Source organism: Streptococcus suis (genome assembly GCF_046032115.1).
Classification (GTDB): domain Bacteria; phylum Bacillota; class Bacilli; order Lactobacillales; family Streptococcaceae; genus Streptococcus; species Streptococcus suis_AJ.
The window spans coordinates 46,573-68,779 of sequence record NZ_JARQOZ010000001.1 but is presented as its reverse complement, the minus strand read 5'-3'; the positions used below and the strand labels follow the sequence as shown (position 1 = coordinate 68,779).

Sequence of the window (22,207 nt, the reverse complement as noted above, 5' to 3'; positions counted from 1 at the left end):
TAGGAGGAATGGAAAATGGCTAAAGTTCAAGATATTACAAGAGAATCCTGGATTCTTTCAACCTTCCCAGAGTGGGGAACTTGGCTCAATGAAGAAATTGAAGAAGAAGTAGTGCCAGAAGGCAACTTTGCTATGTGGTGGCTTGGAAACTGTGGTGTCTGGATTAAAACACCAGGTGGAGCTAACGTGGTCATGGACCTCTGGTCATCACGTGGAAAATCCACTAAAAAAGTGAAAGATATGGTTTGGGGACACCAAATGGCCAACATGGCCGGCGTCCGTAAATTGCAACCAAACTTGCGTGTGCAGCCTATGGTTATCGACCCATTTGCTATCAATGAATTGGACTACTACCTAGTATCGCACGTCCACAGTGACCACATGGACATCAGCACAGCCGCTGCCATCATCAACAATCCAAAGTTGGACCACGTCAAATTTGTCGGTCCAGTTGAAAGTGGCGATATCTGGGAAAAATGGGGCGTTCCAGCTGATCGTATCATCCGTATCGCACCAGGCGATAGCTTTGAGTTCAAAGACATCAAGGTCCACGCTGTAGAATCCTTCGACCGTACTTGTTTGGTAACTCTTCCAATCGAAGGCTACGAAGAAAACGGTGGCAAACTAGCAGGACTTCCTGTGACAGATGAACTCATGGCTCGCAAGGCAGTCAACTATGTCTTTGAAACACCAGGTGGAACCATCTACCACGGTGCAGACTCCCACTTCTCAAACTACTTTGCAAAACACGGTCGTGACTTTAACATCGACGTTGCTATCAACAACTACGGTGACAACCCAATCGGTATCCAAGACAAGATGACATCGATTGACCTTCTTCGTATGGCAGAAAACTTGCGTGCTAAGGTAATCATCCCTGTTCACTATGACATCTGGTCTAACTTCATGGCGTCAACAGATGAAATCTTGCAGCTCTGGAAAATGCGTAAGGAACGCTTGCAATACGATTTCCATCCATTCATTTGGGAAGTTGGTGGCAAGTATACTTATCCACTTGACAAAGACCGCATTGAGTACCATCATCCACGTGGCTTTGACGATTGCTTCTTGGAAGATTCGAACATTCAATTCAAGGCCTTGCTATAAGAAGACAAGAGGGGCGGGACGAAAGTCCTGCCTTTTGAAACAGACATAGAAAACGCTTTATGGTATAATGAAACCATGACTTTATTAAAGGAGAATAAGATGTCACAACTTTCAGTAAACGCAATTCGTTTCCTTGGTATCGACGCCATTGAAAAATCAAAATCAGGTCACCCAGGTGTTGTTATGGGTGCAGCTCCAATGGCTTACAGCCTCTTTACCAAAGAGCTCCGCATCAACCCAGATCAACCAAACTGGATTAACCGTGACCGCTTTATCTTGTCAGCAGGACACGGCTCTATGTTGCTTTACGGACTTCTTCACCTTTCAGGTTTTGAAGAAGTAAGCATGGACGAAATCAAGAACTTCCGTCAATGGGGTTCAAAAACACCAGGTCACCCAGAATTTGGTCATACAGCAGGTGTAGATGCAACAACAGGCCCTCTAGGACAAGGTATCTCAACTGCGACAGGTTTTGCACAAGCAGAGCGTTTCCTTGCAGCTAAGTACAACCGCGACGGCTTCCCAATCTTCGACCACTATACTTATGTCATCTGTGGCGATGGCGATTTGATGGAGGGTGTTTCTGCAGAAGCGGCTTCTTACGCAGGTCTTCAAAAATTAGAAAAACTCATCGTTCTTTACGATTCAAATGACATCAACTTGGATGGCGAAACAAAAGACTCCTTCACAGAAGATGTACGTGCCCGTTACAATGCTTATGGCTGGCATACAGACCTCGTAACAGACGGTACAGATGTAGATGCCATCTTTGCTGCTATTGAAAAGGCAAAAGCAGCTGGTAAGCCATCTCTTATCGAAATCAAGACTGTTATCGGTCATGGTTCACCAAACAAACAAGGTACAAACGCAGTCCATGGTGCGCCGCTTGGTGCGGAAGAAGCAGAAGCAACTCGTAAGGCACTTGACTGGAACCATGCTCCATTTGAAATCCCAGCAGAAGTTTATGCTGACTTCAAGGAAAATGTCGCAGACCGTGGTGTTGCAGCCTACGATGCTTGGGTCAAATTGGTAGAAGACTACAAGCAAGCTCATCCAGAATTAGCAGCTGAAGTAACAGCTATCTTGGAAGGTCGCGACGTAGTTGAAATCAAGCCAGAAGACTTCCCAGTTTACGAAAATGGCTTCTCACAAGCAACTCGTAACTCATCACAAGATGCCCTCAACGCAGCGGCTAAAGTTTTGCCAACCTTCTTAGGTGGTTCAGCTGACTTGGCTCACTCAAACATGACCTATATCAAGGAAGATGGTTTGCAAGATTCAGTAAATCCACTCAACCGCAATATCCAGTTTGGTGTGCGTGAATTTGCTATGGGTACTATCTTGAACGGTATGGCAGCCCACGGTGGACTTCGTGTCTATGGTGGTACCTTCTTCGTCTTCTCAGACTATGTGAAAGCAGCAGTTCGTTTGTCAGCCCTTCAAGGACTTCCAGTGACCTATGTCTTCACACACGACTCTATCGCGGTTGGTGAAGATGGACCAACTCACGAGCCAATCGAGCACTTGGCAGGACTTCGTGCTATGCCAAACCTCAATGTCTTCCGTCCAGCAGATGCACGTGAAACACAGGCTGCATGGTACTTGTCATTGACCAGCAAGTCTACACCATCAGCTCTTGTCCTCACTCGTCAAAACTTGACAGTTGAAGAAGGAACCGACTTTAACAAGGTTGCCAAAGGTGCCTATGTGGTTTATGAAGCAGAAGGCTTTGATATCATCCTTCTTGCATCTGGTTCAGAGGTTAACTTGGCTGTTAAAGCTGCTAAAGAACTAGAAGCTGCTGGTACAAAAGTGCGTGTGGTTTCTGTACCATCAACTGAGCTATTTGATGCCCAAGATGCAGCTTATAAGGAAGAAATCCTTCCGAATGCTATCCGTCGTCGTTTGGCGATTGAAATGGGTGCGACTCAAGGTTGGTACAAGTATGTCGGTCTTGACGGTAAAGTTCTCGGTATCGACACATTTGGTGCATCAGCTCCAGCCCAAACCGTTATTGACAACTACGGCTTCACAGTAGAAAACGTAGTGAAATTGGTTGGCGAATTGCAATAATCAGTATAGAGACAGCCTTTCGGGGCTGTTTTCTGTTATAATAATTCTATGAACTATACCTTAGAAGAAAAAGAATATTTTATGAAACAAGCCTTGGCAGAGGCTGAAAAATCACTGGACAAGGAAGAAATTCCTATCGGCTGTGTCATTGTTAAGGATGGACAGATTATTGGTCGTGGGCATAATGCCCGTGAGGAACTCAATCAGGCAATCATGCACGCCGAAGTCATGGCCATCCAAGAAGCCAATCGAGTGGAAGGGAATTGGCGACTGCTGGATACGGCCCTTTTTGTCACCATTGAACCCTGTGTCATGTGTAGTGGTGCAATCGGCTTGGCCCGTATTCCCCAGGTGGTCTATGGGGCTGCCAATCAGAAGTTTGGGGCTGCAGGCAGTCTCTATGACATTTTGACTGACCAACGGCTCAATCACCGTGTGGAGGTTGAAACGGGGATCTTGGAAGAGGCTTGCGCTCAGATTATGCAAGATTTTTTCAGACAGAGAAGAGAAAAGCAAAAAGCTGAGAAAGAAGCTTTGAAGGCGCAAGAGGAAGCCGCTTCGGATAGTTAGTTTGTACTCCAAACTTGCACTTTCATCAATTTGTGTTATAATAATAAACGGAGCAACATTCGAGCGTGAAGCGGGTCAGGGGAGGAATCCAGCAGCCCTAAGCGAAGTCGGGTGTGTGCTCTTTTTGCGTACAGTCTAAAAAACCTTTGAAATCAAGCTTTCAGAGGGTTTTCCTTTTCTTATTTTTAGAAATAGGGGCAAAATAGGGGCAACTTCAAAAAAACTTTACTTCATCCAACTTATGAGATAGATCCAACGTCATCTGCATGGTAACATGGTTGTAGATTTCCAAGGTTGTTTTTGAGTCAGAATGACCGACACGTTCCATAATGGCTCGCAGTGGAATTCCCATTTCAGCCAGTAATGAGATATGCGAATGTCGAAATGTGTGTGTGGTAATATTTTTTTCGATGCCTGCTTTCTCGCCATGTCTTTTCATCGCTCCTATTACACGTTCTGGAGTAATCGGTCGTCCCTTTGTGTTAATAAACAAATAATCAGTACCAAATCCATTCTTCACATTTTCAGCTATTTGCTCTTTAATGATTTTTATAACCACCTTAGGTACATCAATAGTCCTATCAGAAGTCATTGTTTTAGGGATTGTACGCTCTCGACTTCTAAAGTCATAATTATAGCGAATATGTATTTTTCGATTTTTGAAGTCAATATCTGTTTCAGGGTCGATGCCCGAAAGTTCACCGTATCTCATACCAGTCATATAAAGTATTATTGCAATCCTTAGGTATTTCTTAACACGATAATCACAATATGTTTCTTCCCTCAAGTTTTGGATAAACAACTGAAATTCTTTCTTATCCAAGAATTTTGTTTTCTTTTTTTGGATCTTTTCGGGCGTTAAGATTTCCTTGGGAATCTCAACACTAATCATCTCGTTGGTGCTAACATAATCCATCCTAAGAGCATACTTGAAGATTTGATTTAATTTCCACTTTACTTTTTTTACATAGTTATGTGACCGTCCATCTGTCAGCAACTGGTTGAACAGTTTTTGCAAGAATCGCCTATCAATTTTTACAATTAGATAATCGGCTGGAATCTTCTCACAAATTAGTTTATCAATGTGAGAAGTCGAGTATGCAGTTGACTTTTTAACACCCAGCGTCCATTCGTCATAAAAATCTTTGTAAACTTCCCCAAAGGTGATTTTATCATTTACGGGCTTTGTATTGAGTATATCGTTGATTTGCATTTGCAATGCAACAGCTGCTTTCTTTCTGGCTTGCGGTGTATTTTTTTCTATCTGCTCATAGACTCTTCTTTTTTTGCCTGTATATGGATCTTTAATCCGTTCAACATATCTTAATCTTCCATTACTTTGTTCCTCTATCCACATTGAAATTTACCTCATTTTCTGATAAAATGGGTATAGTAAAGAGACCTACTGCAAAGCAGGTTTTTACTATACTTGATTCGCCTTACGCTCTCCTCGACCAAAATTTGAGCGTAGGGCTTTTTTTTATTCTACAATCAATTCACCAACTGGAATGATGTCTTGCGTTTTTGATGATTTTGCAATCAAGTCATACTGATCAGCAGAGACTTCATATCCAAAATTTATCACCGTTGTATCGTCTGGCAACTTTTTAGCCAGTTCGGAGATAGTCATACGGAGCAATGTGATAGCATTGCTTTGTTCTGTTGTTGCGGTATTTGAATAGACTGCATCCAGAGCTTCTTTAGCTGATTTTTGTGACTCACCTGTCAGTAAGACTTTGATAATGTTATGTCCGTCTGGATATTCAGAATCAATGACATTATTTTCAATTTCAACTGTGACTTCTCCAGTATTATTTGGATCCAAAGCTGTCTTGATTTCAGCTACAATGCTGTCATATTGGCTGTTATCAACCTTTTCTTGTGTGGTTGTCTCTGATTGTGTTGTTTGTGCTTTACTGGTTGATGTAGTAGTCTCTTTATTTGATTGAGAACACGCTATAAGTGTTACAACAGATAATAGAGTAATTGTTCCTGTCAGTAATTTTTTCATTAAGTGCTCCTTCATTATATGATTGGTATCAAATTTCCACCTAATTGATTATATATAAAATCTTTGTCTGTTGGGTAGAGTTTAAGATAGTTGTTGATAGCTTCTTGTATTTTAAAATTGAGTATCGTGACTACCTGGTAAACTTCTCCAGTTGTTGAAAACCAAGATAAGGCTGATACAAGGGTTGCTAGACCAAATTGTCCTTTTCCTTGCTTGTATTCAGATTCGGTAATTTTCATCCTATCATGGAATAATTTGTTGTAGTGAATCTTATTTTTGGTTGTTTCAAAATTAAAGACTCTTCCGAGGTGTGCACAACGATTTCGGTAAGCTAAAAGGAAGTACAGAATGTTAATAATAAGGGACTTGAAATCGTCAGAAACTAATTCAACTGGGATACCTGTTAATTCACTGACTATTTCTGATTTCACTTGGCTTTTTTGAAGCTTGTAGAATGCTATCAAGTTCCCAAATGTCATTCCTTTTACGAGAATCCATGGCGGAACGTTTCCGTGTTTTTCTCGGTAATGTTTATAGGGATGAGAATCATCGTTGATGATCTTATGACATTTCTTTAATAACTTGTCTCGTTGAGAAGTTTGAAATTTATCATCCCCTCTTTCGTAGTTTTCTCTGTTCAGATAGATATTCTGGTCTGCGGTGTAGTGTTTGGCTACAGTATAGGATAGGGCGGTTCTTAGATGAGCTTCTATTTCAAGTATGGCGGCATTGACTGCTGAGCGGATTTCTTTGTCCATATTAAAAACATGGAAAAGTTGTTCGAATGTAAATCCGTCTTTGAAAGTCTCACCCGTCTGAATACCAATATCCTTGTAACCGTTGATAAGTTCGTAGTAACCAACAGTAGCCAATATCCTTTTGGCTGAAGGCTCATGCAGGAAAGTGAGGTTTCTGGACTTTAGAATCTCAATCTGTTCATCAATAGTTTTGAATGGTTTAGTCAGCATATTTACCTCAAAATCAAAAAGAGCTACTGTGCGGACACAATAGCTCTTTAGGGCTCCCAGGGGGGAGCATTCACTTCGATTGTCTCTATTGTATCATGGTGTGTTTCAATTGTCAAGCTTATTGTTTCACATTATCCCCACCAACCCATTAAACTCCTCAATCACCATGGTCTCATTGACCGTGGTTTTTAAGTCGTATTTTTCCATAAAACGGACATAATTAAATTCGCTAATATCGTCCATCAGGGCTAGTTCTTCTTTGACCAGATAATGGATCATATTTCTGTCCGCTTGTAGTTCATACTGCTCACGCCTGCGGCCGTACTGTAAAGGGTCGTGGTCTTGATGTCCAATTTCGTGGTAGATTGTTTTCTTTTTTTCGATTTCATCAAGATATGTATCCACAGCAATTAGGTTGTGCTTTTTATTATAGATGCCCTTATTGCCTGTATCCCTACCGTCAAAATAGACCAAATCAATACCACGCTCTGCGCAGACCGATTCTGGTGTCATCATCATAAGCAAGACTCCTTACTTTCTGTTTTTTATGCGAGTTTCCAGGATTGATGCAATAAGGTCCAAATCTTCTTCGTTGAGCTCGTGTCCGTCGTAAAAGAAGCTTTCTGCTGCGTCCTTTTTTAAATCAATCTCTGACATATCGTTGTCAGAAGCAATCCGTGGGTTGTCGGTCCGTCCGAGCAGGTAGTCTGTCGATACGTTGAAGTAGTCGGCGATTTCTTGCAAACGTTCAGCAGATGGTTGGTTTCTTTTTAAACCATACAATGAGTTTTTTCCTAGTCCAAGTTTCTCTTCTAATTGATTTAGCGAAATTCCTTGTTTTTTACAAAGTTCTTTGACTATTTCAAATGTTGAAAACATTGATTTATCAACCTTTCTAAAGGATGACAAAAAATATTTTATAAAATACGCTAAAAATACTTGACATAAATTTGCGTATACGCTAAAATAGTTTTTGTAAAGTTAAAGAGTTAGTGAAAACGCAAGTTAAAACTAATTCAAAAAATAAAAGCTTTGGCGAGCAGAATGTATTGATTGAACTGGGTTTTATCAAGTATTTTCTTTATATCCTCATTTTAGCGTATATGCAAAATATTGTCAAGGTTTTTACTAACTTTTTAACTAATTTTATAGAAAGGAGGGGGGATATGAACCTTCAAAAACAAAAACCAGACACTATTGATTCTCTCTTGGAAAGCATCAATGCTGTAATCTATGGAATCGAACACATTGGCGGATACAATTCTCTCAATGATTATGGTCGTGGCCAGTATGACATGATGACCCGAATGAAGCGGAAGCTTGATAACATTCAAAAAGCGTCCGAAGACGCTCGTGACGATGACAATCTAGAAGCCTAGTTTTTCATCTGGTGAACCATCAGCGATGGTGGCAATTTGGTCAGGTGCGATATACATCTCTTCACCGTTTGCAAGAGTGTAGATGTTATCCACGACAGCTGTCACTTTCAAGGTTTTGTCATTTTTCAATGTGACAGCTGCCACCTTACCAGAGTCAGTAAGTTTTTTTAGAAACTTATCCATGACTTATCTCCTTTCCGTTATGATAAGTCAATTATACCAAAAATAGAAAGGGAAAATATGAGCCAACAACATCAAAAATGGATTGATTTGGTTAAAAAGCGACTACACGAACGTGGTTGGTCGCAGTCAGATTTTGCGATTGTGCTTGGTGTTTCACCAGCCATGGTCACTCGTTTGCTGAAAGAGGGGCATGGTAGCGATGACCTAAAACTGAAAGTAAACAAGAAACTTAGAATTTCTGAGAGTTGGACGAGGTTGGAGGAAGATTGATGAACTTTATCAGAGACATGACAGAAATTGAAATCAAGGTACTCAATGCTATCAAAAACGGAGCTAACTTTGACTTGCCGATTCAAGCAAGGGAGCTGAGACAGGATTTAGGATTAAGCAAGCGAAAACTTGAGGAAATAATCGAAAGCCTGAGAGTTACCTTTCGTCAGCCTATCGTGGCTAAAAAGTATAAGCCGAATGGATATTATATACCACGGAACAAGGAAGAACGTGATGCAGGTCTGGCACCGTACCGAGCACAAATCCGAACAGAACAGAAAAATCTGGCAGCAGTAATGTCCGTTAACTTGGACGAATACTGGAGCAACGCAAAAAAGCCTGACGGCAATCAGGCTCTTACTTAAATAAACAATTGAATTATATCATATTACGGAGGAATTTTCCATGAGTGCAACAGAAGTTATCAGAATCAAGGATGTCATCATTGAAAAAATCTCTGCGAATGATGCCGAATTGGCACACATTTTTGGATATACCGAAAGACAAGCTGCCGAACGTCGTAGAGAGATGCAAAAGTTACCCAGTCAACAGAACGCTCTGCGTGATGGAGGTATGTTGGTTACCATCACAGGATTTGACGAGTACTTGCAGTATCGCAACACACCAGCTTGGAAAAAAGAGATGGATAAGATGAAAAAGATAGGGTGAAAAAATGGATGAACTACTACTAACAACCGAACAAGCATTACTTGCTATTGCTATTTTGACCCCAATCTTAATCTGGCTGATCCGTAAGCCTGTTGAGATTGAAATAGAGGTCAAGAAGCCTGTGATTGAAGAAAAGCAACCAGAACGAAATCTGCGTTACTTGCAGATTCATAGATACTACGGAGGATGATATGAAATTTTGGAACATGATGAAGAAGTTTTTGAGTGTGGATGAAGAGGATTACATTCCTCAAAGCCAGTATGAACTTGAACGGGAGCTTGCATATGAAAGATACAGGGTCAAGGAATTTAAGAAGTTGGCTGATCTAAAAACACAGGAGTGTGTTGGTAAGGCTAGGCTAATCAAAGAACTAAATAGACGGATTGAACATTTAGAAAAAGTTAACAAGTGCCAGGCAGAATCACTGGCAAATCGTGAGGTCTAGCTATGGTCTGGGTTGTGGCAAAGAAAAACAAATGTGGTCGCAGGAAGTACCACTACAAGAAATACTTTGATAGCTGGCAGGTGGCTAGGGTTTATCAACAGGACCTATGGAATAAGGGTATCAATGCTGAGATGTGGGAGGAGAAATTTAATGGCTAAAGATTTTATGTTTCAATTGGCACTTGAAAGTCTGTCTAAGTGCCTGAGTGAAGAGTGGAGAGAGTCGGACGAAGTGATTCTTTTCAGCTTCGCAAATAAGGAACAGATAACACAAGATGAGCGGTACAGAGAAACCGAAAAATGTAACTACTTTGGTAAGCGTATTTGTATTTTCGCAAGCCAAATCAAGAAAAATAACTATATCACTCTACACAAAAGTATGCTGACAAAGATTGTTGAGAAAATGGAGGAAAACTCAAATAAGAAAGCAGAGGGAGACAATGAATGATCTACACAGTCCACCTCAAGATATTTTAGCTGAGCAAGCAGTCCTTGGGTCTATCTTTATTGATCCAGACAAAATTGTATTAGTCGCTGAACATCTAAAACCAGAAGATTTTTACAGACCTGGTCATCAGATCATCTTTCGGACTATGCAGACCTTGTCAGACAAGGGGCAGGCGATTGATGCCGTCACGATGAAGACCGCTCTGGAAGACCAGGGAGACTTGAGTGGCATTGGAGGATTGGCTTACATTGCTGAAATTGTCAACGCTGTGCCAACCAGTACCAATGCCGAATTTTACGCTAAGACAGTTGCTGAGAAGGCTCTGTTGAGGAAAGTCATTGCTAATCTTTCGGATACGGTTTCTGGTGCCTATACTGGCGAAATGTCTGCCAATGACCTGATTGCAAGAGCTGAACAAGCCTTGGTCAATGCAAGCAATTCTAATCACAACACAGGTTTCAGACCAATCTATGATGTGATTTTGGACAGTCATAGCAAGATTGAGCAACGCTCAAATGTGTCAAGCGATGTGACGGGAATTGCTACTGGATTTACTGATTTTGACAAGCTGACAACAGGATTGCACGAGGACCAGTTGATTATCTTAGCGGCTAGACCTGCAATGGGTAAGACGGCATTTGCCCTCAACATTGCCCAGAATGTCGCCTGCAAATCCAATAAGCCTGTGGCCATATTCTCTTTGGAAATGGGTGCAGAGAGCTTGGTGGAGCGTATGCTTGCAGCCGAAGGCACCATCAAGAGTTATCATATCAGGACAGGGAAGCTGACACCGATTGAATGGCAACGGTTGATTTATGCTCAAGGGCAACTAGCAGAAGCACCAATCTACATTGATGATACGGCTGGCATCAGAATAGCTGAAATCAGATCACGAGCTAGAAAGCTAGCTCAAGCAACAGGAGGGCTAGGCCTGATAGTCATTGACTATCTGCAATTGATACAAGGGTCACGGTCAGACAATAGACAACAGGAAGTGTCTGAGATTTCCCGTCAGTTGAAGATTATCGCCAAGGAATTGAAAGTGCCTGTCATTGCTCTGTCACAGCTTTCTCGTAGCGTTGAACAAAGGCAGGATAAACGACCAATCATGAGCGATTTGAGAGAGTCGGGCAGTATTGAGCAAGATGCTGATATTGTAGCCTTTCTCTATCGTGATGATTATTACCAGGACAAAAAGGACGATCAGCCAGAAAAGAACTTAACTGAGCTGATTATCAAGAAGAACAGGCATGGTGACCTTGGAACAGTCAAGATGTACTTCCACAAGGAATACACCAAATTTACAAATGCGGAGGAATGAGATGGCTGAGACGTATTATCAAAGTGAGGTTGAGAAGTATCAATTCTTTAAAATACCTAAATGGCTTTTTAAAGAGCCGTACAGAGCACTATCAAGCAACGCTAAGCTCATGTACGCTTTACTTTATGATCGCTTAGATTTATCTTTGGATAATTCGTGGCATGATAAAAATGGGAAAGTTTTTATGTACTTCACTAATAACGAATTTTGCGAGGAATTAGGGTGCTCAGAAAAAACTGTTACTAAGACTAAGAAAGAATTGAGAGAGGCTAAACTCTTACACGAAGAAAGACAAGGGTTGAATAAACCAAATCGTCTTTACATCATGGGTCCTGTTGTGGAACGGGGAAAAATACCGTCCAGAACAGTAGAAACTACTGTTCAAGAGGAGCAAGAAGTTCAGACAATCAAGACTGATAATATCAAGACTGATATAACAAATAATATAGATATTGTTTCAGAAGTGATTATCTACCTTAATCAAGTTGCTGGGACTAGATTTACTGCTGGCTCACAAGCTACACAGAAACATATCAATGCCAGGTTGAAAGAAGGCTACACGCTTGAAGACTTCAAACAAGTTATTGATACCAAGACGAGCGAATGGAAAGGAACGGAATTTGCCAAGTTCTTGAGACCTGTTACTTTGTTTGGGACGAAGTTTGAAAACTACATCAATCAGCAACCACCCAGAAGTAGAAATAACAATGCTACAGAAGTTGACGAAAGGTTGGGCTTTTAGATGAATCCATTCAATAATTTTCAGACAAGGCAAGTCTTGGACGAAACCTGTGAGGTCCACGGTTGTCAGCTTTGGTTGACTAAGGTACCAATTAAGGGACAGTTGGAAGAACTCAAGCAATGTCCAGAATGCACTAAGGCAGCAATCCAGACCTTTGAAAACAAACTGAACAGTCAGAGCAAGGTCAACAATAAGCTTGCTGATACCTACGCAGTCTTTGAGAGAGACAGCCTGGTATCTGACAAGCTGAAAAGCAAGAGCCTTGATAACTATGAGATTAAAGCTGACATTGACCAGAAAGCTATCAATTTTGCCAAGAGGATTGAGCAATTTTATCGGCATGAGGGCTTTGGCAATGCCATTGTGACAGGTCCTTCAGGAGTTGGCAAGAGTCATCTGACATACGGATTGGCCAAGTACATGAATGAGCAATTCAAGGCATACGGACATCCGAGGTCGGTGCTCTTTGTATCACTGGTCACTCTCTTTACCAAAATCAAGGAGAGCTTCCACACAGACAACGGCTACTCACAGGCTGAGATGATTGAGCTACTCAGCAAGGTTGACTTTCTCTTTTTGGACGACCTTGGAAAAGAGAGTCGGAAGGCTGACACTCGCAACAACGAGTGGACACATCAGATTCTCTACGAAATTTTGGACAAACGGAGCAACACGATCATCAACACGAATCTGACCAGCAAGGAAATCAAAACCTTGTATGCAGATGATTATGGCAACGGTGCTTTGTCTAGTCGGATTTTGGAAGGTGTGGTTGGAAACAGCTTTGTATATCCGAAGGATATGGATGATAGGAGGTATTGATGAAATTTAAAAATAATATCAAAAATGTCAGAAAACAACATGCAACTACTCAACAAGAGCTTGCTGACGAACTGGGAGTCAACAAAAGAACACTTCAAAAATGGGAGGCAGGCGAGCATGAAATAAAGCTTACAAAAGCAACTCAAATTGCTGACTATTTCGATGTACCGGTTTCTGAAATTGTTAACTATAACGTACCAGAGGATTCAGTAATAATCACTAAAGATACGTATGATCTTTTGGTAGATGGATTCAACAAATACGAAGCAATAAAATCATCCATAAGAAATCTACTGGATTTGTAGAGAGACCATGATTGTACTATATTTTATCTTCAATGGACATCGCAGATATTATCTTGGAAACTTTGTTCAGGTCCAGGATGCTATCGATGCACTTAAAGCACACCAAAAAACATCATCAGCTATTAACAATCCACGTTTTCGCAAAAGTATGAGCGGAAATGCTATCAGGATTGATTATGGAGCAGTTGATTGTTATTACTTGATTACAGTTTCAAAAGAAAAGGAGAAAGAATAATGACCAAAACACTTGATGAAAAAGTCCAGCAATGGTTTATTGACCGCAACTTACACGAGGCTAACCCAGTCAAGCAATTTGAAAAACTCATGGAAGAGGCTGGAGAACTCTTTGAAGGAGTTGCCAAGGGCAAGTCTGACTTGATTAAGGATGCCCTGGGTGACATGCAGGTTGTCTTGACAGGTCTTGAATTGCAGATTAAAAATGGTGCTGACATTCAAGCAACACCAGAGGAAATGGAACTGTTGCTGATGGTTGCCAGTCTTGGAAATATTGCTGACAGATTACACAAGCATATTTATCATAACGAAACCATGGCACCATTAATCAAGCCAGCTTTGATTATGCTACATAGCAACATCCACTCAATCGCAATCCATAATTGCACCACGGCCGACACATGCTTAAAAATCGCGTATGACGAAATTAAGGACCGTAAGGGCAAGATGATTGACGGAGTATTCGTGAAGGAGGCGGACTTGGTACAGCAACAAGATTCTAAGTTTAATTACACTGATGAATTACAAACGATATATTCAAACATTGAAGAATTAAGCAAAGAACATCAATTCAACCCACAAGAAGATGAGTTTACAATCGTTCAACCATACAATAATGGGCAAGCTATTCTAATCAAGGCTATAAACGAAGAAGAACGCAGGATAAAAGTTGAGATTTCAGATACTGTTTTTGTTCTTCAACAAAAACAAGGGACACTCGATATATACAGTGGGGATGAAGAATAATGAAAAAGACTTTGACAGGTATCGGTAACTTTTGCATTTTACTGTCAATCCTTGTGACACCTTTGCTGATCATCTACAAGATTGACAAGCTAGATGCCAAGATTGAGCAACCAAAAATCATTGTCTATCAAGTGGACAATGCGGGAGCTGAAATGGTTGGTACTGTGACGGACAAGGAGATTATCCAAAGCAGATACATTGTGACGGTTGGAGCCTATGGGAAATTTATGGTCACTAAAGAGCAATATGACCAAATCAACATAGGCGATCCAATACCAGAATTTTTGAAAGGACGTGGGAGTTGATGACACATTGTGATTTTACGACTAAGCGATTAAATATGCCGACTGATGCAGGTCAGTTTACTGGTTTCAGGGTTATTCATGACAACGTGAACAATCCAAGCCATTATCAAGGAAACTATGGTATGGAGTCAATTGATGTGCTTAGAAACTTCATGACACCAGAGCAGCTGAAAGGTTTTCATCTCGGTAATGCCTTGAAGTATCAGCTACGCTATCAAAAGAAAAATGGTCTGGAAGACCTGAAAAAAGCAAGAAAGAACCTTGATTGGTTGATTGAGGAAGAGGAAAAGAAATGCACAGAACAGTAGGTATCCTTGAATTTAAAGAATTTATGGCACTTGAAGATGGTCAAGCTGTGCCAGTATATCTGCACAGTGCAAATCCGAATGTGCCAACGACCAACAAAGACGATGCAATACGAGTGACCAAATGTCGCTACAAGAAAGAATTTGCTGATAAATATATTTTTAGGAAGGTTGAGGCGGAGTGATGGTCAAAACACTAGAGCAGACATTAAAAGATGATTCTAAGAGCTTCAAAGTACCAACTAGCATTAGACCATATGATATTGGTTATAGAGTTATCTCCGAAAACGGTAACATACTCAGTTTGAGAAATGGTGCCAGTGTATTCTCCTTGCCTTCAGAAGCTAGAAAATCAATCCAAAAAGAATTTGGAAAAGACGACCCGAATTTCGATATTGGAAGATATAGGGTCGTAGAAGTAGCTATTGTAAACTTTGAAAAATTAAAGGATTTTCTGCAGGAGGTGGATTGATGTTTATTGAACGACTATGGGGATTTCCATCCAAAAACACCTTTTCAATAAAACCCATTGCTGAATTACTGAACCAGGAAGTTGACGAAGGTTTATGGATTGATCCTTTTGCGAACAATTCAAAACTTGCAACAATCACAAATGACCTAAGCGAAGAATTTGATACAGATTATCATTTGGATGCTTTAGATTTTTTAAAAATGTTTGAAGATGAGTCTGTTGATGGCGTGCTATATGACCCGCCCTACTCCACCAGACAAATTTCCGAAGTTTATAAAGGCGTTGGTTTGCCTGTCAAAAAGGAAACTACTCAATCCACTTTTTGGACAAAACAAAAGGAAGAGATTGCCAGGATATTAAAACCAGGAGGAAAAGCTATTAGTTTTGGTTGGAATAGTTGCGGAGTAGGAAAAAAGCATAATTTTGAGATAGTGAGAATTTTGCTTGTCTCACATGGTGGTCATCACAACGATACAATAGTCACAGTCGAGGTTAAAAAGGAGGCAGAAAATGATACCGAAAATTGAGACCTGTGAAGAATGTGGGTGTAAGTACATAGATGGGACGACAGACCATAACAGTATCTTCCAGACAGGTTACTGTGGCGATTGTCTGGTCGAGCGTGTAGAAAGAGGAGAAGAATGGTAGTATTGGAGGAATTACATGATCAATAATGTTGTTTTGGTTGGTCGCTTGACCAGAGATGTTGAGCTACGCTACACACCTAACAATGTGGCAGTAGGTGCCTTCACTTTGGCAGTCAATCGTAATTTTAAGAATGCAGCTGGTGACCGTGAAGCTGATTTTGTCAATTGCGTCATTTGGAACAAGCAAGCTGAAAACTTGGCAAACTGGACTAAGAAAGGTCACTTGATTGGTATTACTGGTCGAATTCAGACCAGAAGCTATGAAAATCAGCAAGGGCAACGGGTTTATGTAACCGAAGTAGTTGCCGAAAGTTTCCAGGTGCTTGAGAAGCGTGACAATAGTGCTAATTATTCCAGTATGGAAGAGCAGATACCACCGAATTTCAGCGGTCAGCCGATGGATATTACAGATGACGACTTGCCGTTTTAGTAGGAGAACATTATGAATAAACCTAACCGCTATCCCTACTCTCAGGATCCATGGGTAATTGAAAAGACTAGGACTTTTTCAATTGTCAATGGAAAGTATGGTACACACACGAAAGTCACGATGTATCGAAACCTATTTACAGGCAAAATCAAACATGATTGGATTGAATGGAGGACAGGATTTAATGACTAAAATTATTGGATTTGGCCGATGTTTCGGCAAAACTACAATGGCTATTTTGGAAAGTCATGCGACAGGCAATCAGATTATCTGTGCAAACAACAAAATGGCAAAAGCCGTTTTTCAGCAAGCTGAGCAATTGGGCTACACGATACCTCATCCAATATCAATCAATAACCGTAACTCAAAAGAAGTCACCAGCAATCTCAATAGAGCAGGTCTTGGAGTTGTAGTCGATGATGTTGAAATGGTCTTGCGAGCATTTTTGGGTTGTCAGATTGACACTATTACATTTAACAGCTCGAATGTGATTAGCTCGGAAGACCGCTATGCTGAAGAAATAGCTGAGCTTAAGAAGGAGTTGGCGGCATGCTACCGAGAAAAGGATGAGGACCAAGTTGCCATTGAGACTCTTAAAGACAAATGTGTGGACCTCATGCTTGAAAATGCCGATTATGTCTGGGATGAAATAGCTAGAGAAACAGCTAAGCAACGGGCAAACAAAAGAAAATGGAGGGCGAAATGATTACAATTCAGCTTGATGAAGAGTTATTGACAGCACTTGTTTTTGCAGCAGCTCAAAGCTCATGCGGTTTCAATCGAAACTCTTTGCAGGAGAACCAGTTGTGGCATCTACATTGCTGTGATTATAACGAACCAGTATATGAAGTGGCAAAGCAAATCAACCTTGATGACATTCAAGACGAAAGTTACAGAGCCTATTTTCATGAAGTAAAGGCGAAAGGTGATAAATATTATTCGGAGGTAGAAGAGAATGAAAAACAAAATTAAATTAGTATTAATAACTATTGGAGTAATTGGAGTGTTAGCTGGATGTTCTGACCAAGCTGATGTTGTTCGACATAACTTATCGGAAGAGGCAGACAATTTCAACGTAGTACGAAAGGTTACAGTATTGAATGCTATCACAAATGATGTGATGTTTGAGATGAGTGGTCGAATGTCGATTGTAGCAGATACGACAGATAATCAACTGGAAATTTTGGTTGAGACAGCTGATGAAGAATATCAGAAGCACATCATTGGATTGTCTGATAATGTATCCTATGTGGTTCAGGATGTGAAGACAAAGGATGTGTCGAATTACGACTACACTATCAACTTCAATCCGAAGATGTGGTTACCACTGGAAGTCAAGGCTGTGGATTAGGAGGAACTATGATTTTACTTGAAATTATTAAATTTTTATCAGCAATGATTGTGATTGCGTTTCTGTTGGTTGTACTAATCGCTATCATCATGGGAGCTTGGGGGACTTATAAGAAACATGAACAAAAGAATCAAGAAAAAGAAAGCTAAGCAGGCACGTCAGCGGGAACTGGAGCAGTTGGAACAGGAACTGGCCAAACTAAGTCCAGAACAACTTGAGGATGTCATGGCAGTAATCAAACAGGCATTTTCGGAAATTGCTAAAGCCATAGGTTATGTCTTTAATGGCTTGGTTGAAGTAATTAAAAAAATGGAGGTGGAACTTGAAGGCATTGAACAACAGAGAGCTGTACAACTTAGACCAAGAACTGTTCAAGTTCAGAAATATCGAAAGGGCTATCTGGGCAAGAAGGGCAGAGCTGATGTCCAGCAATGGAGAGGACATTGTCGGAAGTCGGGCAGGCGGTATCAGCAAACCGACAGAAAGCACCGTCATCAAACTAAGCACAGATGTCCCATTAAGAAACCTTGAGCTTTTCAAAGAAACTGTTGAATCTTTTCTTGAAAGATTGACCGATGAACAGCGTGATATCTTTGATATGCGATGGGGGCAGGCTGAGTTAGACTGGGAAGACATCGCTGACAAGCTATACTTCAGCAATGCCAAAATATATCGAAAACGCAAAACCATTCTCGAAACATATGCTAGGACCAAAGGGATTTTGTAAAATGAGAATACAAAGCCTTGTATTCTCATAAAAATCTATTTATTATGATAGCATGAGCTTCTGAAAACAAAACACAATCAGTTTGTGGGAATTATCCTTAATATTTTACAAAAGAGTTGTTTCAACAGAAGTCATATAAAGTCAGTCTCGCACTGGCTTTTTTGCTTTGTAGAAAGGAGGAAAATATGGAAGAGGTCTCACCAATAAAAGACAATGACGATATCCAGGCCATGAAAGACTATCTTAGGGAATGGAATGAAATGTATTACATGCTATTCATTACAGGACTAAACACTGGATTGAGGGTTGGGGATATTCTCACACTCAAGGTCAAAGATGTCCAGGGTTGGCACATTAAACTAAGGGAAAGAAAGACTGGTAAGCAGATTACTAGACGGATGACAAAGGAACTAAAAAAAGAAATGAGGCGGTATGTCGAAGATAAACCATTTCACCACTTTCTATTCAAAAGCCGTCAAGGGAAGAACAAGCCTATCACTCGTGAGAGAGCTTATCAGATCATTCATGAAGCAGCTGAGGAACTTGGCATAGATAACGTAGGCACTCACACCATGAGAAAAACCTTTGGCTACAAATATTACAACAAGACAAAGGACGTAGGAACATTGCAAAAGATGTTCAACCATTCATCACCAGCAATCACTCTCAGATATATTGGGATTGAACAAGCTGAGTTAGATGATGCACTACGGAACTTTGTTATTTAATTTTTAGTTATCACTTTCACATATTGAGTTAATAATAAACTGGTAAAATCAAAAGTCTGAAAAGCCGTGTTTATCAATGGTTTCAGAAATCGTCTGAGTTTAACAAAATATAAGATATGTGAAACTGAGTGATGGAATTGGTCTATTTTTTACGAGGTTAAGGAAATAATTTCAAAGAGCCAAAGTGAGAAAATAAACTCTTGCTTTCTCACGAAAAAGGATTTATTATGATAGCATGATTTCTTTGTAAGAGTAGGGATAGGTTTCTGACCTGTCCCTTTTGTGTTGAGAAGGGAGAGTTATATGGCATATTACAAACCAGTTCGACAAACACTGAGAACAAAGAAGTGGGAAAAGTTCAGGGACAAAGTTATGAGGGAACACGATTACCTTTGTCAGGAAAGTTTGAGATATGGTTTGTCGGTACCAGCTGAAATGATTCATCATATCTTTCCTGTGTCTGAATATCCTGAGCTTGAATTCGTAGAATGGAATTGTTTAGCGTTAACCAATCGCAAGCATAATACTTTTCATGACAGGGTTAATGACAAAGTTGTCGGTCAGGGAATTTATTGGCAAAAGAAGAGAAAGAAGGATTTTCAGAAATTTTATGGATACCCCCCCACTTTTTGAAATATTCTTGAGCGTCCTGGGAACCGGTGAAGGGAACTTTTTCCAAGTCGGGAGCCGTCAGACAAAAAGGGGGTAAAAACTCAGCGATTTTGTAGAAAGGGGGTTAGTTTTTGGCTAAACCAATTACAGTGAAGTCAATCAAGTCAAAAGTGGTCAAGCAGATGAAAGACTTGGGCACCTATCGAAAAGAATTTGAAATGATCATTGATATATTTGCTGGGATGTTGTTTCAGTACCAGAAACTAGCTCAAGACTATGCTGACATGGGCTATCCTGTCACAGATGTCTATGTTAACAAGGCTGGTGCTGAGAATGAGCGTAAAGTTCCAATCTTGACAGCAATGGAAATACTCAGAAAAGACATCTTGAGCTATTCGAACCAGCTTATGCTTAACCCAAAATCACTGGGTGAGGTTGTCGAGCAGGACCAAGGTTCACCACTCAAAGAAGTTATGAAGTTCAAGGATGAACTGAAAAAGAAGCGGGTGAAAGATGGATAAAGACTTTGAAAAACGTTTTGCCGATTTTCGCCACGCTACAACCAATCTTGGAAAAGCTAAAGCCTATGTTGATTATGTCCTGAACTATCAAGAGGAACATAACGAAGAACGGATTTTGGCTGCTGAACGCTTTTTGAGGGATTTGGAAAATCCAGCCTATGAACTTGATGAGGATATAGTGGATTTTGCTGTTCACTTCATCGAGAACTCAATTGTTCATCAGCAAGGAGATGACATGTTTGCCATGTCTATCCGTAACAAGCCTTTGATTTTGCAACCGTGGCAACATTTCACAGTTGTTAATCTATTTGGGTTCTATCACGCTGGCACAAATGAGCGTAGATTTAAGGAAGCGTTGATAATGCTGGCACGGAAAAACGGTAAGACCAGTTTTACTGCTGCTATTGCTCTGCTTTATCAGATTTTGGATGCTGATAGTGGTTCGAAATGTTACATCGTAGCAAACTCAGTCAAGCAGGCATTGGAAGCTTTCAACTTCATCAAGTTCAATGTGGAACGGTGGAATGATAAGTCTATCCGTATCAAGGACAACAATCAGGAACACTCTATCACAGCAAATTTTGGAGATGATGGTTCGTTTTATATACAGGCATTGGCCAATGATGAGAGCCGTTTGGACTCTCTGAATGGTAATGTTACTGTTATTGACGAAGCTCACACCATGCGAAATTCCAAGAAGTATGGTCTCATGAAGAAAACAATGTCGGCATACCGTAACAGTATGCTTTTTGTTATCTCCACAGCTGGGGATATTCCGACAGGATTCCTAGCTAACAGGCTGAAATACTGTCAGAAGGTGCTCAAGCAGTTAATCACTGATGAATCGCTGTTCATTTTTATCTGCAAGGCTAACCAGACGACGGACGGCGATGTTGGAGACTATCTGGATGACAATGTTTTGAAGATGGCCAATCCGTCTTGGGGTGTCACGGTGTCCATGCCAGCCTTGAGAGCAGAAGCTGAGCAAGCTATGAACGATCCACAGACAAGGAATGAGTTCTTCAATAAGACTTTGAATGTCTTCACTAACTCTATGAATGCTTATTTCAATCCTGATGAGTTCATAGCTTCGGATGACTGTTATGATTGGAGCTTGGAAGAGCTGGCACGCTTGCCGATTAAGTGGTATGGTGGGGCGGACTTGTCACGCTTGCATGACTTGACAGCTGCTGCACTCTATGGCATCTACAATGACGGTGAAAAAGACATTGACATCTGTATCACCCACGCTTTCTTCCCTCGTGTCAACGCTCAGAAGAAAGCCAATGATGACGGCATCCCACTTTTCGGATGGCAGTCGGACGGTTGGTTGACAATGAGCAACACTCCAACGGTACTCTATGATGATATCGTCAAGTGGTTTATCGAGATGAGGCAGAAAGGCTTCAAGATTGCTGCTGTCGGTATGGATAGAAAGTTTGGTCGTGAGTTTTTGAGCAAGATGAAAAAGGCTAAGTTCAAGATGATTGACCAGCCACAGCTTTTTTACTTGAAATCAGAAGGTTTCAGGCGGATTGAGTTCAAGGTCAAGAATAGGGAGTTTTATTATCTGCATTCTGAGGCCTATGAATACTGTGTCAGCAATGTCAGAGCAATCGAAAAGGTGGACGATGCGGTGCAGTATGAAAAACTAGACGGTGACGGTGGTACGGCAAGGATTGACTTGTTTGATGCCAGCGTCTTTGCATGTATCCAGGCTCTTGCTAATCTTGGTAAGAACCAGAATGTGCTGCAATTCTTTGATTGATTTTTTTCAAAAACCTCTTGACTTTTTGGGTGAACAGTTATAAAATA

Annotated in this window: 40 protein-coding genes and 1 other RNA gene; 35 read left to right on the top strand and 6 right to left on the bottom strand. The window is 40.7% G+C overall.

Annotated features, from left to right (window positions below):
• The first annotated feature begins 15 nt into the window (after nt 1-15).
• From ulaG to ffs, 4 genes are all read left to right on the top strand, one after another.
• Nucleotides 16-1,107 carry an L-ascorbate 6-phosphate lactonase gene (ulaG, locus tag P7J36_RS00480; RefSeq protein WP_024376139.1) on the top strand — a complete coding sequence of 364 codons (1,092 nt, stop codon included), beginning with the start codon at nt 16-18 and terminating at the stop codon, nt 1,105-1,107.
• Nucleotides 1,108-1,206: 99 nt separating this feature from the next.
• Nucleotides 1,207-3,180 (top strand): transketolase, encoded by a 1,974-nt coding sequence (gene tkt, locus P7J36_RS00475; RefSeq protein ID WP_408550868.1) that lies wholly within the window; start codon nt 1,207-1,209, stop codon nt 3,178-3,180.
• A gap of 48 nt (nt 3,181-3,228) precedes the next feature.
• A complete protein-coding gene (gene tadA / locus P7J36_RS00470) occupies nt 3,229-3,750 on the top strand; it encodes a tRNA adenosine(34) deaminase TadA (RefSeq protein ID WP_408550869.1) in 522 nt (173 codons plus the stop codon).
• A 42-nt stretch (nt 3,751-3,792) separates the two neighbouring features.
• Nucleotides 3,793-3,882, top strand: an RNA gene (ffs, locus tag P7J36_RS00465) — signal recognition particle sRNA small type.
• An 82-nt stretch (nt 3,883-3,964) separates the two neighbouring features.
• Here the strand turns inward: ffs and P7J36_RS00460 are convergent.
• The 5 genes from P7J36_RS00460 to P7J36_RS00440 form a co-directional block, all read right to left on the bottom strand.
• The gene (locus P7J36_RS00460; protein WP_105140588.1) at nt 3,965-5,107 is read right to left on the bottom strand and encodes a tyrosine-type recombinase/integrase; all 1,143 of its coding nucleotides are present in this window, start codon (nt 5,105-5,107) and stop codon (nt 3,965-3,967) included.
• 123 nt (nt 5,108-5,230) lie between these two features.
• Nucleotides 5,231-5,761 carry a hypothetical protein gene (locus P7J36_RS00455; RefSeq protein ID WP_408562421.1) on the bottom strand — a complete coding sequence of 177 codons (531 nt, stop codon included), beginning with the start codon at nt 5,759-5,761 and terminating at the stop codon, nt 5,231-5,233.
• 14 nt (nt 5,762-5,775) lie between these two features.
• Nucleotides 5,776-6,729, bottom strand: a complete 954-nt coding sequence (locus tag P7J36_RS00450) for an Abi family protein (protein ID WP_408562420.1) — start codon at nt 6,727-6,729, stop codon at nt 5,776-5,778.
• Between the two features lie 126 nt (nt 6,730-6,855).
• The gene (locus P7J36_RS00445) at nt 6,856-7,245 is read right to left on the bottom strand and encodes an ImmA/IrrE family metallo-endopeptidase (protein ID WP_408557941.1); all 390 of its coding nucleotides are present in this window, start codon (nt 7,243-7,245) and stop codon (nt 6,856-6,858) included.
• 15 nt (nt 7,246-7,260) lie between these two features.
• The gene (locus P7J36_RS00440; RefSeq protein WP_408562419.1) at nt 7,261-7,608 is read right to left on the bottom strand and encodes a helix-turn-helix domain-containing protein; all 348 of its coding nucleotides are present in this window, start codon (nt 7,606-7,608) and stop codon (nt 7,261-7,263) included.
• Between the two features lie 287 nt (nt 7,609-7,895).
• Here P7J36_RS00440 and P7J36_RS00435 point away from each other — a divergent pair, with 287 nt between their 5' ends.
• On the top strand, nt 7,896-8,108 hold the full coding sequence (locus P7J36_RS00435) for a hypothetical protein (protein ID WP_408562418.1): 213 nt from the start codon (nt 7,896-7,898) through the stop codon (nt 8,106-8,108).
• On the opposite strand, the gene P7J36_RS00430 is transcribed toward P7J36_RS00435, so the two are convergent.
• A complete protein-coding gene (locus tag P7J36_RS00430; protein ID WP_105242820.1) occupies nt 8,097-8,291 on the bottom strand; it encodes a hypothetical protein in 195 nt (64 codons plus the stop codon). The two genes, P7J36_RS00435 and P7J36_RS00430, sit on opposite strands and share 12 nt — an antisense overlap.
• 57 nt (nt 8,292-8,348) lie before the next feature.
• Here P7J36_RS00430 and P7J36_RS00425 point away from each other — a divergent pair, with 57 nt between their 5' ends.
• The 30 genes from P7J36_RS00425 to P7J36_RS00280 all read left to right on the top strand — a co-directional run bounded on the left by P7J36_RS00425 (nt 8,349) and on the right by P7J36_RS00280 (nt 22,160).
• Complete coding sequence (locus P7J36_RS00425; protein ID WP_238712725.1) at nt 8,349-8,561, top strand: transcriptional regulator; 213 nt, start codon at nt 8,349-8,351, stop codon at nt 8,559-8,561.
• Complete coding sequence (locus P7J36_RS00420) at nt 8,561-8,926, top strand: hypothetical protein (protein ID WP_408562417.1); 366 nt, start codon at nt 8,561-8,563, stop codon at nt 8,924-8,926. Before P7J36_RS00425 ends, P7J36_RS00420 begins: the two co-directional genes overlap by 1 nt.
• Before the next feature lie 40 nt (nt 8,927-8,966).
• Entirely contained in the window at nt 8,967-9,230 is a 264-nt protein-coding gene (locus P7J36_RS00415) for a hypothetical protein (RefSeq protein ID WP_099776300.1), read from the top strand.
• Between the two features lie 4 nt (nt 9,231-9,234).
• Entirely contained in the window at nt 9,235-9,420 is a 186-nt protein-coding gene (locus P7J36_RS00410) for a hypothetical protein (protein ID WP_408562416.1), read from the top strand.
• A gap of 1 nt (nt 9,421) precedes the next feature.
• Nucleotides 9,422-9,676 (top strand): hypothetical protein, encoded by a 255-nt coding sequence (locus P7J36_RS00405; RefSeq protein WP_408562415.1) that lies wholly within the window; start codon nt 9,422-9,424, stop codon nt 9,674-9,676.
• A gap of 2 nt (nt 9,677-9,678) precedes the next feature.
• The gene (locus P7J36_RS00400) at nt 9,679-9,834 is read left to right on the top strand and encodes a hypothetical protein (RefSeq protein ID WP_408562414.1); all 156 of its coding nucleotides are present in this window, start codon (nt 9,679-9,681) and stop codon (nt 9,832-9,834) included.
• Nucleotides 9,827-10,123, top strand: a complete 297-nt coding sequence (locus tag P7J36_RS00395; protein WP_408562413.1) for a hypothetical protein — start codon at nt 9,827-9,829, stop codon at nt 10,121-10,123. The genes P7J36_RS00400 and P7J36_RS00395 overlap by 8 nt, the downstream gene beginning before the upstream one ends.
• A complete protein-coding gene (gene dnaB / locus P7J36_RS00390; protein WP_408562412.1) occupies nt 10,116-11,444 on the top strand; it encodes a replicative DNA helicase in 1,329 nt (442 codons plus the stop codon). Before P7J36_RS00395 ends, dnaB begins: the two co-directional genes overlap by 8 nt.
• 1 nt (nt 11,445) lies before the next feature.
• A complete protein-coding gene (locus tag P7J36_RS00385; protein WP_408562411.1) occupies nt 11,446-12,186 on the top strand; it encodes a conserved phage C-terminal domain-containing protein in 741 nt (246 codons plus the stop codon).
• Nucleotides 12,187-13,008 carry an ATP-binding protein gene (locus P7J36_RS00380; protein WP_408562410.1) on the top strand — a complete coding sequence of 274 codons (822 nt, stop codon included), beginning with the start codon at nt 12,187-12,189 and terminating at the stop codon, nt 13,006-13,008.
• Nucleotides 13,008-13,313, top strand: coding sequence for a helix-turn-helix transcriptional regulator (locus P7J36_RS00375; RefSeq protein ID WP_408562409.1), 306 nt, complete (start codon nt 13,008-13,010; stop codon nt 13,311-13,313). The genes P7J36_RS00380 and P7J36_RS00375 overlap by 1 nt, the downstream gene beginning before the upstream one ends.
• Nucleotides 13,314-13,320: 7 nt before the next feature.
• Nucleotides 13,321-13,548, top strand: coding sequence for a hypothetical protein (locus P7J36_RS00370; protein WP_408562408.1), 228 nt, complete (start codon nt 13,321-13,323; stop codon nt 13,546-13,548).
• The gene (locus tag P7J36_RS00365) at nt 13,548-14,294 is read left to right on the top strand and encodes a MazG-like family protein (protein ID WP_408562407.1); all 747 of its coding nucleotides are present in this window, start codon (nt 13,548-13,550) and stop codon (nt 14,292-14,294) included. The genes P7J36_RS00370 and P7J36_RS00365 overlap by 1 nt, the downstream gene beginning before the upstream one ends.
• Nucleotides 14,294-14,599 (top strand): DUF1372 family protein, encoded by a 306-nt coding sequence (locus tag P7J36_RS00360; protein WP_408562406.1) that lies wholly within the window; start codon nt 14,294-14,296, stop codon nt 14,597-14,599. Before P7J36_RS00365 ends, P7J36_RS00360 begins: the two co-directional genes overlap by 1 nt.
• Nucleotides 14,599-14,907 carry a DUF3310 domain-containing protein gene (locus tag P7J36_RS00355; RefSeq protein WP_079395343.1) on the top strand — a complete coding sequence of 103 codons (309 nt, stop codon included), beginning with the start codon at nt 14,599-14,601 and terminating at the stop codon, nt 14,905-14,907. Before P7J36_RS00360 ends, P7J36_RS00355 begins: the two co-directional genes overlap by 1 nt.
• Entirely contained in the window at nt 14,892-15,089 is a 198-nt protein-coding gene (locus P7J36_RS00350) for a hypothetical protein (RefSeq protein WP_408550886.1), read from the top strand. Before P7J36_RS00355 ends, P7J36_RS00350 begins: the two co-directional genes overlap by 16 nt.
• Complete coding sequence (locus P7J36_RS00345; RefSeq protein ID WP_277842616.1) at nt 15,089-15,376, top strand: hypothetical protein; 288 nt, start codon at nt 15,089-15,091, stop codon at nt 15,374-15,376. Before P7J36_RS00350 ends, P7J36_RS00345 begins: the two co-directional genes overlap by 1 nt.
• Nucleotides 15,376-15,903: a class I SAM-dependent methyltransferase gene (locus tag P7J36_RS00340; protein WP_044685844.1), complete on the top strand. Its 528-nt coding sequence runs from the start codon at nt 15,376-15,378 to the stop codon at nt 15,901-15,903. The genes P7J36_RS00345 and P7J36_RS00340 overlap by 1 nt, the downstream gene beginning before the upstream one ends.
• Nucleotides 15,887-16,024 (top strand): hypothetical protein, encoded by a 138-nt coding sequence (locus tag P7J36_RS00335; RefSeq protein ID WP_277842615.1) that lies wholly within the window; start codon nt 15,887-15,889, stop codon nt 16,022-16,024. The genes P7J36_RS00340 and P7J36_RS00335 overlap by 17 nt, the downstream gene beginning before the upstream one ends.
• A 15-nt stretch (nt 16,025-16,039) precedes the next feature.
• A complete protein-coding gene (gene ssb / locus P7J36_RS00330) occupies nt 16,040-16,453 on the top strand; it encodes a single-stranded DNA-binding protein (RefSeq protein WP_277842614.1) in 414 nt (137 codons plus the stop codon).
• Nucleotides 16,454-16,465: 12 nt separating this feature from the next.
• Nucleotides 16,466-16,645 carry a hypothetical protein gene (locus tag P7J36_RS00325; RefSeq protein WP_105242830.1) on the top strand — a complete coding sequence of 60 codons (180 nt, stop codon included), beginning with the start codon at nt 16,466-16,468 and terminating at the stop codon, nt 16,643-16,645.
• Nucleotides 16,638-17,159 carry a hypothetical protein gene (locus P7J36_RS00320; protein WP_408550887.1) on the top strand — a complete coding sequence of 174 codons (522 nt, stop codon included), beginning with the start codon at nt 16,638-16,640 and terminating at the stop codon, nt 17,157-17,159. The genes P7J36_RS00325 and P7J36_RS00320 overlap by 8 nt, the downstream gene beginning before the upstream one ends.
• Entirely contained in the window at nt 17,156-17,425 is a 270-nt protein-coding gene (locus P7J36_RS00315; protein ID WP_277842612.1) for a hypothetical protein, read from the top strand. Before P7J36_RS00320 ends, P7J36_RS00315 begins: the two co-directional genes overlap by 4 nt.
• Nucleotides 17,409-17,804, top strand: coding sequence for a beta-sandwich lipoprotein (locus P7J36_RS00310; RefSeq protein ID WP_408550888.1), 396 nt, complete (start codon nt 17,409-17,411; stop codon nt 17,802-17,804). Before P7J36_RS00315 ends, P7J36_RS00310 begins: the two co-directional genes overlap by 17 nt.
• An 8-nt stretch (nt 17,805-17,812) precedes the next feature.
• The gene (locus tag P7J36_RS00305) at nt 17,813-17,953 is read left to right on the top strand and encodes a hypothetical protein (protein WP_277842610.1); all 141 of its coding nucleotides are present in this window, start codon (nt 17,813-17,815) and stop codon (nt 17,951-17,953) included.
• A gap of 173 nt (nt 17,954-18,126) precedes the next feature.
• Entirely contained in the window at nt 18,127-18,531 is a 405-nt protein-coding gene (locus tag P7J36_RS00300) for a transcriptional regulator (protein ID WP_074415281.1), read from the top strand.
• Between the two features lie 185 nt (nt 18,532-18,716).
• Nucleotides 18,717-19,259 (top strand): site-specific integrase, encoded by a 543-nt coding sequence (locus P7J36_RS00295; protein WP_016356231.1) that lies wholly within the window; start codon nt 18,717-18,719, stop codon nt 19,257-19,259.
• A gap of 303 nt (nt 19,260-19,562) precedes the next feature.
• Nucleotides 19,563-19,892, top strand: coding sequence for an HNH endonuclease (locus tag P7J36_RS00290; RefSeq protein ID WP_408550889.1), 330 nt, complete (start codon nt 19,563-19,565; stop codon nt 19,890-19,892).
• Between the two features lie 110 nt (nt 19,893-20,002).
• Nucleotides 20,003-20,392, top strand: a complete 390-nt coding sequence (locus P7J36_RS00285; RefSeq protein WP_044475319.1) for a P27 family phage terminase small subunit — start codon at nt 20,003-20,005, stop codon at nt 20,390-20,392.
• Complete coding sequence (locus P7J36_RS00280; protein ID WP_408550890.1) at nt 20,385-22,160, top strand: terminase large subunit; 1,776 nt, start codon at nt 20,385-20,387, stop codon at nt 22,158-22,160. Before P7J36_RS00285 ends, P7J36_RS00280 begins: the two co-directional genes overlap by 8 nt.
• Nucleotides 22,161-22,207 lie beyond the last annotated feature (47 nt).